Origin of the sequence: Stenotrophomonas sp. SMYL8 (assembly GCF_036320065.1) — a bacterium.
GTDB lineage: Bacteria > Pseudomonadota > Gammaproteobacteria > Xanthomonadales > Xanthomonadaceae > Stenotrophomonas > Stenotrophomonas maltophilia_A.
On the sequence record NZ_JAWIRR010000004.1, the window covers coordinates 157,598 to 168,147 of the forward strand.

Below are 10,550 nucleotides of genomic sequence, written 5' to 3' on the forward strand. Positions count from 1 at the left end.
AAGGGCTCTGACCCCGTCAACACCATCCACGCATGGCGTGGATCTACCGGTTCATCGGGCCACCTGGCACCCGCCGTTTCGACCAGGTGCGGCAGAAATCCTCCTTCCTCGCGGTGTCGGCAATCTGTGCGGCACTCCAATGCCGGGTGATCCAGATCGTCAATGCGGTGCTGCTCAGATGCCAGCGCGGCATGCAGTGCCGAGGCTGCCGCCACAGGTGGCGTCGGGCAATCCAGTAAGCCTCCCGCTCCACTTCAGGCACCTTCTTCTGCATCACGTCCTTGTCGAAGAACTGCGCGGCGAAGCGCCAGGGGTTCATCGGCTGGTATCCCGCCCGTGGTTCACTACTGCACGCAGCCACACCACTGGGCACGCGGTCCGCCGGCTTCGGCCGGCCTTCCACCAGCGCCAGTCCGAGCAGGTACAACAGGCCAGGCAGCAGTGCGATGCCGGCGACCACCACGATGACTGACAGCCACGCTTTCCCCGCCGCACCCATCGCTCACTGCGCCTTTGGTTTCGCGTACCACAGTGCGTTGACGATGACCCAGCGCTGGTCGAAGCGGCCCATGTGGAAGTAGTCGACGAACCACGGGGTTTCCAGCCGCACCGAGGCGGCGTTGCCGGTCACGTCCAGCACCGTGCAGCGGCGGTCCCATTGATCCTTCGGGGTCTTCAGCGCGCCCTGCTTCGTCAACGCGACCAGCTCTTCCTTCGACATGCGGCGCAGGCCCAGGCGTTCGTCGGGTGTATCGCCGAGCACCGCGCGCTTGGCCAGGTCCGGGTGCAGGGAGCGGGCGACGCGCTGCGGGTCGGCCTCCAGCTGGCCGTCGACGTAATCGTGGCAGGTGGCTTCGATGGCCGCGATGGTGGCCGGGTCGGCGGCAGGGCTCGTTGCTGCGGAAAGAGCGAACAGCAGGGCAATCGTGGACATCCGGGTCTCCAGCTCTGGGCGCGGGGCGATCATGGCATGGGCAAGCCGCATCCACGCATGGCGTGGATCTACTGCATCAGGCCCATTTCGTCGACGCTCAGCTGCATGTACAGGAACGCGGCCGCTTCGTCGGTCATCGGCTGGCCCTGCGGGAAACTGTCGAGCCAGGCGGAGATGCGCGCATGCCGATGCTTCAGCGCATCAGCTATCGCGCGCTTTTCCGCGTCGGTGGCATGTTCCTGCATCTCATCGCGCAGCAGGTCATCGCCGATGCCCCATTTTTCGGCCAGCGGGATCAGGTCGACCAGATCGGGCGGCACCTGGTCGCGGCGCAGGTGGATGGGCTCGGGCGTGTCCGGGCCGCGCTGTGCGGCCAGTTCGGCGGCGCTGCCGATCTGCCCGTGCTGCAGCGGTGGCGGAGTCTGGGCGCAGGCCGACAGGGTGATACAGAACGTCAACATCAGCATCCAGCAGGATTTCATCGGACCGCTTCCTGTGTCGATGGATGTGGCGATGATGGCATGGCCCAGCACACCATCCACGCATGGCGTGGATCTACAGGACCGGCGCCTGCAGCCAGGCCAGCTTGCGTTCGCGCGGCTGCTGCTTGAGCTGCCACTCGGCCCGCGAGGCGGCGGCCCGGTCCGGGTACTCGCGCACGGCCAGCACGCGCAGCGGCGGCCGGGCGCGGGTATAGCGGGCGCCCTTGCCGGCCTGGTGGGCGGCGAAGCGCGCGTCCACGTCGGTGCTGATGCCGGCGTAATAGCTGCCATCCCGGCATTCGAGCAGGTACAGGAACCACGGGCGGAGGGACGGGGCCATGCCCGGATTATGCCGTGCTGCACTGCAGCGGATATACTGGCGCCCGAATGCAGGAGAGAGGCGCCGCGCTGGCGCCCGCCGAAGGCGCAGGCTCCCATGATCGCTCAGGCCGGTGGGCTGGAATCCCACCAACCATGCATTCGACTCGCCGAGCTGGAGAGAGGTCACCGGGCACGCCCGGGACGATCCGCCGAAGGGGCACGCGGCCAACGCCGCTGAACTCTCAGGCAAAAGGACAGCGGGAGCGGCACCGGTCATCGTCATCCCGTCATTGCGCAGGCAGTGGCGGTAGTCGCGCATGGCCGGCCCCACCGCGCCCGGAGCCTGTCCCATGCTGCTGTCCATCATCTACCTGATCGCCATTTCCGCCGAAGCGATGACCGGCGCGCTGTCCGCCGGCCGTCGCCGCATGGACCTGTTCGGGGTGGTCATGATCGCCTGCGTCACCGCCCTCGGGGGCGGTTCGCTGCGCGACATCCTGCTCGGCCACTACCCGCTGGGCTGGGTGAAGCATCCCGAGTACCTGGGCTTCACCGTGTGCGCGGCGCTGATCGCCACCTGGGTGGCGCGCTGGATGCACCACTTCCGCCGCACCTTCCTGGTGCTCGATGGCCTGGGCCTGATCGCCTTCACCCTGATCGGATGTTCGATCGCGCGCGAGGCCGGCCATGCCATGCCGATCGTGCTGATCGCCGGCATGCTGACCGGCGCCTTCGGCGGCGTGCTGCGCGACATTCTCTGCAACGAGGTGCCGCTGATCTTCCAGAAGGAGCTGTACGCGATCATCGCGCTGCTGACCGGCGCGGCCTACCTGTTGCTGCTGCACTGGGGCGTGGCCGACGCCACCGCGATCCTGTGCTGCCTCGGCGGCGGCTTCGCGCTGCGCCTGCTGGCGATCCACTACCGCTGGGAAATGCCGAAGTTCGTGTACCACGACGAAGTGCATTGATTGTTTGACGGTAGTGCCGGCCGCTGGCCGGCAACACGGCACACGCCCGCAGATTCCGGCAGGTTGCCGGCCAGCGGCCCCCAAACCCGCAACCCCCCCGCAGATTCCGGCAGGTTGCCGGCCAGCGGCCGGCACTACCGAATGCGTTGCATGACCATGGTCATGCGGCATTGGCCGGGGTGATTGGCTACCATTGTCACCCCGTCGCTGCCGCGACGGCATCCAGCCACGCCGCGCCCGCGGCCCCGCCAGACAACTCCCTCCCCGCTGCCCGTGGTGCCGTGAACGCGCCGACGGGCCCGCATGTCCCTGCGCGCGCAGGGCGCAGGATGCCCCATGTCTGTCGCCGAAAATTCCCGCTTCCGTCGTGCCCGCCTGTTGTGGGCGGTGCTGGCCATCGCCCTCGTCGCCGTTCTGGCGTGGTGGCTGTGGCCCCGGAACGGCGCCGGCAGCAGCGACGATGCGCCGGGCAAGACGGTGCCGGTACGCGTGGCACGCGCCAGCGCCGAGCCGCTGGTGCTGCGCCTGAAGGCGGTCGGTACGGTCACCCCGCTGCACAGCGTGGTGGTACGCAGCCGCGTGGATGGCGAACTGCTACGGCTGCATTTCCAGGAAGGCCAGCAGGTGAAGGCCGGCGATCTGCTGGCGCAGATCGACCCGCGCCCGTATGAAGTGAAGCTGGCACAGGCGCAGGGTACCCAGCAGCAGAATCTGGCCGAGCTGGAAAACGCCGAGCGCCAGCTGCAGCGCTACCGCGAACTGCAGAAGCAGAACTACGTGTCCGGGCAGGAACTGAGCGACCAGCAGAGCAAGGTGCGCCAGCTGCAGGGCCGCCGCCTCAGCGATCAGGCGTCCGTTGATGAAGCGCGCCTGCAGCTGCAGTACACCCGCATCACCGCGCCGGTCAGTGGCCGCGTCGGGCTGCGCCGGTTGGACGTGGGCAACCTGGTGCGCGCCAGCGATGCCGAAGGCCTGGTGACGCTGGCGCAGACCGCGCCGATCAGCGTGCTGTTCACCGTGCCCGAACCCGAGCTGCCTGCGCTGCTCGATGCCGTGCAGGCGCAACCGGCACTGGCGGTGGAAACCTGGGACCGCGAAGAACGCCGGCAGCTGGCCCGCGGCTCGCTGTCCAGCGTCGACAACCGCATCGATACCACCACCGGCACGTTGAAACTGCGTGCGCACTTCGACAACCACGATCTGGCGCTGTTCCCCAACCAGTTCGTCAACGTCCGCCTGCAGCTGGGCAAGCAGCCCGCGCTGCTGATTCCCGATGCCGCCGTGCAGTTCGGCAGCCAGGGCAACTACGTGCATATCGTCGACAAGGACAGCAAGGCACAGCGCCGCACCGTGGTGCTCGGTCCGGCCGATGATGGACGCGTGGCCGTGCGCTCCGGGCTGGCCGCAGGGGACAAGGTGGTGATCGAAGGCATCGACGGGCTGGAGGACGGCACGGCGGTGGAGATCATCACCGAGGAGGCCGCGACCAGGGCCGGCGCATGAACCTCTCGCGCCCGTTCATCCTGCGCCCGGTTGCAACGACACTCCTGATGGTGGCGCTGCTGCTGTCCGGCGTACTGGCCTATCGCCTGCTGCCAGTAGCGGCACTGCCGCAGGTCGATTACCCGATCATCCAGATCACCACGTTGTACCCCGGCGCCAGCCCGGAACTGACCACACGCACCATCACGGCACCGCTGGAGCGCCAGCTCGGGCAGATTCCCGGCCTGAAACAACTGTCGTCGACCAGTTCCGGTGGCGCCTCGGTCATTACCCTGCAGTTCGGGCTGGAGGTGTCGCTGGGTGTGGCCGAGCAGGACGTGCAGGCCGCCATCAACGCGGCGGGCAGCTTCCTGCCCGGGGACCTGCCGGTGCCGCCGGTGTACCGCAAGGTCAACCCGGCCGACACCCCCATCCTGACCTTGGCGGTGACCTCGCAAGGCCTGTCGCTGCCGCAGGTGCACGATCTGGTGGATACGCGCATCGCCCAGCGCCTGGCGCAGTTGCCCGGCGTCGGCCTGGTCAGCCTGGCCGGGGGCCAGCGCCCGGCGGTGCGCATCCAGGTCAATCCAGCGGCGCTGGCCGCCAACAACCTGGGCATGGACCACATCCGCACCGCCATCGCCGCCGCCAACGTCAACCTGCCCAAGGGCAGCTTCGATGGCCCGATCCGCGCGGTGATGCTCGATGCCAACGATCAGATGCGCAGCGTGGATGAGTACCGCGCCCTGGTACTGGCCTGGCGCGACGGCGCGCCGCTGCGGCTGGGCGATGTAGCCACCATTACCGATGGCGCCGAGAACCGCCAGTTGGCTGCGTGGAGCGGTACCACGCCGGCAGTGCTGGTGAACATCCAGCGCCAGCCCGGCGCCAACGTGATCGCCGTGGTCGAGCAGGTGCGTACGCTGCTGCCGCAGCTGCAGGCCACGCTGCCCGCCGGCGTGCAGATGAATGTACTGAGCGACCGCACCGAATCGATCCGCGCGTCGGTGCGCGGCGTGCAGAAAGAACTGGTACTGGCCATCGGCCTGGTGGTGCTGGTCACCTGGGTGTTCCTGCGCAATCTGCCGGCCACGCTCATTCCCAGCGTCGCGGTGCCGCTGTCGCTCATCGGCACCTTCGCGGTGATGCTGCTGGCCGGCTATTCGCTCAACAACCTCACCCTGATGGCGCTGACCATCGCCACCGGCTTCGTGGTGGACGACGCCATCGTGATGCTGGAGAACATCGCCCGCCATTTGGAGGAAGGTGAAAGCCCCCGCGATGCAGCGCTGAAAGGCGCAACCGAGATCGGCTTCACCCTGGTGTCGCTGACTGTTTCGCTGATCGCGGTGCTGATCCCGCTGCTGTTCATGGCCGACCTGGTGGGTGCACTGTTCCATGAGTTCGCAGTGACACTGGCTGTAGCCATCGGCATTTCGCTGGTGGTCTCGCTGACGCTGACGCCGATGCTGTGCGCGCGGTTCCTGAAGCCGCACGCGAAGACTGCACATGCGCCCGATGTCTTCGACCGCGTCATCGGCCTCTACGACCGCCAGCTGCGCTGGGTGCTGCAGCGCCAGCCGCTGATGTTGCTGGCCACCGTTGCCACCCTCGCACTGACCGTGGCGCTGTACTTCGCCGTGCCCAAGGGTTTCTTCCCGGTGCAGGATGCCGGCCTGGTGCAGGGCATCAGCGAAGCGCCGCAGGCGATCTCGTTCCAGGCCATGCGCGAGCGCCAGCAGGCGCTGGCGGCGGCCATCGAAGCCGACGAGGCGGTGGCCAGCGTCTCGTCCTACATCGGCGTGGACGGCAACAACGCCACGCTCAATACCGGCCGCCTGCTGATCGAGTTGAAACCGCACGGCGACCGCGACGGCGCCGCCGTGGTGATGGCGCGCCTGCAACAGCGCGTGTCGAGGATCCCCGGCATCACCCTGTACCTGCAGCCGGTGCAGGAGCTGGGCATCGAAGACCGCATCAGCCGCACCCAGTACCAGTTCACCCTGACCACGCCGGATCTCGAAACACTGGAACGCTGGACCCCGAAGCTGCTGCAGGCGCTACGCCAGCAACCGGCACTGCGCGATGTCGCCAGCGATCTGCAGATTCAGGGTCGGCAGGCACGCGTAGCGATCGACCGCGATGCGGCGGCGCGCCTGGGCGTAAGCGTGGAAGCAGTAGCCGATGCGCTGTACGACGCCTATGGGCAGCGCCAGATTTCGACCATCTTCACCCAGGCCAGCCAGTACCGGGTGGTGCTGGAGGACGATCCGGCGCGCCAGCCGGGACCGGAAGCCATCACCGGCCTGCGCGTGCGCAACAGCGCCGGACAGACCGTACCGCTGGGTTCGGTAGCGCGTGTAGAGGTGGGTCCGTCCGCACTGCTGCGCAATCACGTGGGCCAGTTCCCGGCGGCCACGCTGTCGTTCAACCTTGCCCCGGGCGCATCACTGGGCGAAGCGGTGGAGGCTGTGCACGCCGCGCGCGCACAGGTGAACCTGCCGCAGAGCATCGAACTTCGCCTGCAGGGTGCCGCAGCGGCCTTCAGCAGCTCGCTGTCGTCCACACTGTGGCTGATCCTGGCCGCGGTGGTGGTGATGTACATCGTGCTGGGCGTGCTTTACGAGAGCTTCATCCACCCCATCACCATCCTCTCCACCCTGCCCTCGGCCACCGTCGGTGCGTTGGCGGCACTGTGGGTAAGCGGACGCAGCCTGGACCTGATCGCGGTGATCGGCATCGTGCTGCTGATCGGCCTGGTGAAGAAGAACGCGATCATGATGATCGACTTCGCGCTGGACGCGCAGCGCACACGCGGCATGTCACCGCGCGAGGCGATCCATCAGGCCGCGCTGCTGCGCTTCCGGCCGATCCTGATGACCACGCTGGCTGCGCTGTTCGGCGCAGTGCCGCTGATGCTGGCCAGCGGTTCCGGCGCCGAGCTGCGGCAGCCACTGGGCTGGGTGATGGTGGGGGGGCTGCTGGTCAGCCAGGTACTGACCCTGTTCACCACGCCGGTGATCTACCTGGCCTTTGATCGCCTGCAGCGTGGCCGTGCGACGTCCCCGGTGGCCGTTGACGAGGCGAGCGCGTGACCCCCATCGCGCGCCTGGCGCAGGCCTGCGTGCAGCGCCCGGTAGCGACGATCCTGCTGGCGGTGGCGCTGGTGCTGGCCGGCCTGCTGGCATTGCGCCTGTTGCCGGTGGCGCCGCTGCCACAGGTCGATTACCCGGCCATCGAAGTCAGCGCCAGCCTGCCCGGCGCCTCGCCCGAATCAATGGCCGCCACCGTGGCCACGCCGTTGGAGCGTGCGCTGGGCAGCCTGCCCGGCATCTCGCGCATCGATTCGGCCAGCACCCAGGGCCAGACCCAGATCGAACTGAAGTTCGTGCTCGGCCGTGATATCGATGAGGCCGCACGTGAAGTGCAGGCCGCGATCAACCTCGCACGCGGCCAGCTGCCCAGTGGCATGCCGGGCATGCCGCAGTACCGCAAGGTGAATCCTTCGCAGGCACCGATTCTGGCACTGGCATTGACTTCAGACACGCGTTCGCCAGGCCAGCTGTATGACCTGGCCTCCACCGTGCTGGCACAGAAGCTGTCGCAGGTACCAGGTGTGGGCGAAGTGCAGGTGGGCGGCAGTGCCTTGCCGGCGGTGCGTGTCTCGCTGGATCCAAACGCACTGAACCACGCCGGGCTGGCGCTGGAAGACGTGGCCCAGGTCATCGCCCGTGCCAATGCGGTGCGCCCGTTGGGCGCGGTGGGCGATGACCGCCAGCAGTGGCAACTGGAAGCGCCGCTGCAGTTGCGCCAGGCCGCGCAGTACCGCGAACTGGCTCTGAAGGTCAGCGACGACCGCACGCTGCGGCTGGGTGACGTCGCCGCCGTTGCCGATGGCGTGGAAGACCGCTATGCCAGCGGCTTCCACAACGAACGCCCGGCCGTGCTGCTGATCGTCAGCCGCCAACCCGGCGCCAACATCATCGCCACCGTTGATGCCATCCAGGCGCAGCTACCGCAACTGCATGCGCTGTTGCCCTCCGGCGTGGACATGCGGCTGGTGATGGACCGCTCGCCGGTGATCCGCGCCACCCTGCACGAAGCAGAGCTCACGCTGGTGCTGGCGATCGTGCTGGTGGTGCTGGTGGTGCTCGGCTTCCTCGGCCACTGGCATGCAGCGCTGGTGCCCAGCGTGACGATTCCGGTGGTGCTGTTCGGCACGCTGGCGCTGATCGCGCTGATGGGCTTCTCGCTCAACACGCTCTCGCTGATGGCGTTGATTGTCGCCGCCGTGCTGGTGGTGGACGATGCCATCGTCGTGCTGGAGAACATCGCCCGCCATCGCGAACTGGGCGCCGACCGCTGGCAGGCGGCAGTACGGGGTGCATCGGAAGTGGGTGCCACGCTGCTGTCGATGAACGTTGCACTGGCCGTGGTGTTCGTCTCCATCCTGTTCCTGGACGACTTCGTCGAACGCCTGTTTCGCGAATTCTCGTTGACCCTGGTGGCGGCCATGACGGTCTCTGTGCTGGTCGCGCTGAGCCTGGTGCCGATGCTGTGCGCACGATTGTTCGTGGATGCCGCACAGCAACCCTCGCGTTGGCAGCGCGGCAGCAACGCACTGTTCGAGCGCCTGCGCGGCGCCTACCTGCGCACCCTGCAGGCCAGCCTGCGCCGGTTGCGCTGGCCGCTGCTGGCGTTCGTGGCCGTGATCGCCCTCAACGCCTGGTTGTTCCAACAGGTGCCCAAGGGCATCGTGCCCAAGCAGGACACCGCGCAGCTGCGTGGCTTCGCGCGCGGCGATGACGGCCTGTCCTTCCAGGCCATGCAACCGAAGATCGATGCGTACAGGAAGCTGTTGCTGTCCGATCCGGCCATCGAGGACATCATCGGCTACATCGGTGGCAGCAACGGGGTCAACAACGCCTTCATCATGATCAAGATGAAGCCGCTGGCCGAGCGCAAGGTGTCCAGCCAACAAGTGATCGACCGCCTGCGCGCGCGGCTGCCCAAGCTGCCCGGCGGCAATCTCTATCTGTGGGTCGACCAGGACATCCGCCTGGAGGGCGCCGGCAGCAGCGGCAAGTACGAGTTCCAGCTGCTGTCGGCCGATACAGCACCACTGCGCGAATGGGCGCCGAAGGTGGCGGCCGCGCTGCGTGGCCTGCCCGAATTGGTGGACGTGGAAGCACAGGGTGAAGCGGGCATGCGCCAGGTGGTGCTGGATATCGACCGCGAAGCAGCCGCGCGCCACGGCGTCGACCTGCGCACGGTGGCCAACATGCTCAACAACTCCTTCAGCCAGCGCCAGGTCGCCACGCTGTACGACAGCCTCAACCAGTACCGCGTGGTGATGGAGCTGGACCCGAAGCACACCCAGGACCCGGGCACGCTGTCACGCCTGCAGGTGATCGATGGCAACGGCCAGCGCATTCCGCTGTCGAGCATCGCCAGCTGGCGCTATGGCATGGCACCGGACCGGGTGTACCACAGCGAGCAGTTCGCCTCGATCTGGATCGAGTTCGCACTGGCACCGGGCGTAGGATTGGAACAGGCCACGCAGGCGATCGATGGTGCGATGTCGAAACTGATGCTGCCACGTTCGGTCCAGGGAAAACTGTCCGGTGAAGCCGGCGGCCTGGATCAGCTGCGCGCGCGCCAGCTATGGCTGGTGCTGGGCGCCACGCTGGCGGTCTACCTGGTGCTGGGCATCCTCTACGAGAGCTTCCTGCAGCCGCTGGTGATCCTGTCCACCCTGCCTTCGGCCGGTGTCGGCGCGCTGCTGGCGCTGTGGCTGTTCGGCAACGAACTGAACCTGATCGCCCTGCTCGGCCTGTTCCTGCTGGTCGGTGTGGTGATGAAGAACACCATCCTGCTGGTGGACTTCGCGCTGGCCGGCGAGCGGCGCGGGCTGAGCGCGCAGGATTCAGTGATGGAAGCCGCACGGTTGCGCCTGCGGCCGATCCTGATGACCTCGCTGGCAGCGCTGCTGGGCACGCTGCCGCTGATGCTGGCCAACGGCGAAGGCTGGGAGCTGCGGCAACCGCTGGGCATTGCGATTGTCGGCGGCTTGCTGGTCAGCCAGTGGTTGACGCTGTACACGACCCCGGCGATGTATCTGGCCTTGGCGAGGTTGCGCGCGAAGAAGGCCATGTAGCGTGGAGACATGCTCGACTGCTCTTTGCAGGGAACCAACGCGCTTCTCGCGCAAGTCGATCATGGCTCGGCGCTACAGAAGAGCGGTATCCACGCGTGGCGTGGATCTAGGGCGGACATTGAGTAGAGTCGAGGGGGGGGGGGGGGGGGGGGGGGGGGGGGGGTGGGGGGGGGGGGGGCGGGCGGGAAGGTGGGAGAGGGGGGAGA

The 10,550-nt window shown here is 67.5% G+C and carries 8 protein-coding genes and 2 riboswitches; of the genes, 4 read left to right on the plus strand and 4 right to left on the minus strand.

Going from position 1 to position 10,550, the window contains the following annotated elements; translation table 11 throughout:
- Positions 1-43 precede the first annotated feature (43 nt).
- The 4 genes from V3B25_RS05740 to V3B25_RS05755 form a co-directional block, all read right to left on the minus strand.
- On the minus strand, positions 44-499 hold the full coding sequence (locus V3B25_RS05740; protein ID WP_132810853.1) for a hypothetical protein: 456 nt from the start codon (positions 497-499) through the stop codon (positions 44-46).
- Positions 500-502: 3 nt separating this feature from the next.
- Positions 503-934 carry a nuclear transport factor 2 family protein gene (locus tag V3B25_RS05745; RefSeq protein ID WP_132810854.1) on the minus strand — a complete coding sequence of 144 codons (432 nt, stop codon included), beginning with the start codon at positions 932-934 and terminating at the stop codon, positions 503-505.
- A 68-nt stretch (positions 935-1,002) separates the two neighbouring features.
- The gene (locus tag V3B25_RS05750) at positions 1,003-1,416 is read right to left on the minus strand and encodes a hypothetical protein (RefSeq protein ID WP_071227871.1); all 414 of its coding nucleotides are present in this window, start codon (positions 1,414-1,416) and stop codon (positions 1,003-1,005) included.
- A 73-nt stretch (positions 1,417-1,489) separates the two neighbouring features.
- Positions 1,490-1,756: a GIY-YIG nuclease family protein gene (locus tag V3B25_RS05755; RefSeq protein ID WP_005419660.1), complete on the minus strand. Its 267-nt coding sequence runs from the start codon at positions 1,754-1,756 to the stop codon at positions 1,490-1,492.
- Between the two features lie 40 nt (positions 1,757-1,796).
- Positions 1,797-1,886, plus strand: a riboswitch (glycine riboswitch).
- A 13-nt stretch (positions 1,887-1,899) separates the two neighbouring features.
- Positions 1,900-2,003: riboswitch (glycine riboswitch) on the plus strand.
- Positions 2,004-2,087: 84 nt separating this feature from the next.
- Here V3B25_RS05755 and V3B25_RS05760 point away from each other — a divergent pair.
- The 4 genes from V3B25_RS05760 to V3B25_RS05775 all read left to right on the plus strand — a co-directional run bounded on the left by V3B25_RS05760 (position 2,088) and on the right by V3B25_RS05775 (position 10,344).
- The gene (locus V3B25_RS05760; RefSeq protein WP_005411215.1) at positions 2,088-2,705 is read left to right on the plus strand and encodes a trimeric intracellular cation channel family protein; all 618 of its coding nucleotides are present in this window, start codon (positions 2,088-2,090) and stop codon (positions 2,703-2,705) included.
- A gap of 336 nt (positions 2,706-3,041) precedes the next feature.
- Entirely contained in the window at positions 3,042-4,208 is a 1,167-nt protein-coding gene (locus V3B25_RS05765; RefSeq protein WP_329810288.1) for an MdtA/MuxA family multidrug efflux RND transporter periplasmic adaptor subunit, read from the plus strand.
- Positions 4,205-7,282 (plus strand): multidrug efflux RND transporter permease subunit, encoded by a 3,078-nt coding sequence (locus tag V3B25_RS05770; RefSeq protein ID WP_329810289.1) that lies wholly within the window; start codon positions 4,205-4,207, stop codon positions 7,280-7,282. The genes V3B25_RS05765 and V3B25_RS05770 overlap by 4 nt, the downstream gene beginning before the upstream one ends.
- The gene (locus V3B25_RS05775) at positions 7,279-10,344 is read left to right on the plus strand and encodes an efflux RND transporter permease subunit (RefSeq protein WP_329810290.1); all 3,066 of its coding nucleotides are present in this window, start codon (positions 7,279-7,281) and stop codon (positions 10,342-10,344) included. The genes V3B25_RS05770 and V3B25_RS05775 overlap by 4 nt, the downstream gene beginning before the upstream one ends.
- Positions 10,345-10,550 lie beyond the last annotated feature (206 nt).

Bases quoted from the DNA above. Each gene is read 5' to 3' on its own strand.
- V3B25_RS05760 (WP_005411215.1), top strand. From the start codon at position 2,088: ATGCTGCTGTCCATCATCTACCTGATCGCCATTTCCGCCGAAGCGATG.
- V3B25_RS05740 (WP_132810853.1), bottom strand. From the start codon at position 499: ATGGGTGCGGCGGGGAAAGCGTGGCTGTCAGTCATCGTGGTGGTCGCC.
- V3B25_RS05770 (WP_329810289.1), top strand. From the start codon at position 4,205: ATGAACCTCTCGCGCCCGTTCATCCTGCGCCCGGTTGCAACGACACTC.
- V3B25_RS05750 (WP_071227871.1), bottom strand. From the start codon at position 1,416: ATGAAATCCTGCTGGATGCTGATGTTGACGTTCTGTATCACCCTGTCG.
- V3B25_RS05745 (WP_132810854.1), bottom strand. From the start codon at position 934: ATGTCCACGATTGCCCTGCTGTTCGCTCTTTCCGCAGCAACGAGCCCT.
- V3B25_RS05765 (WP_329810288.1), top strand. From the start codon at position 3,042: ATGTCTGTCGCCGAAAATTCCCGCTTCCGTCGTGCCCGCCTGTTGTGG.
- V3B25_RS05755 (WP_005419660.1), bottom strand. From the start codon at position 1,756: ATGGCCCCGTCCCTCCGCCCGTGGTTCCTGTACCTGCTCGAATGCCGG.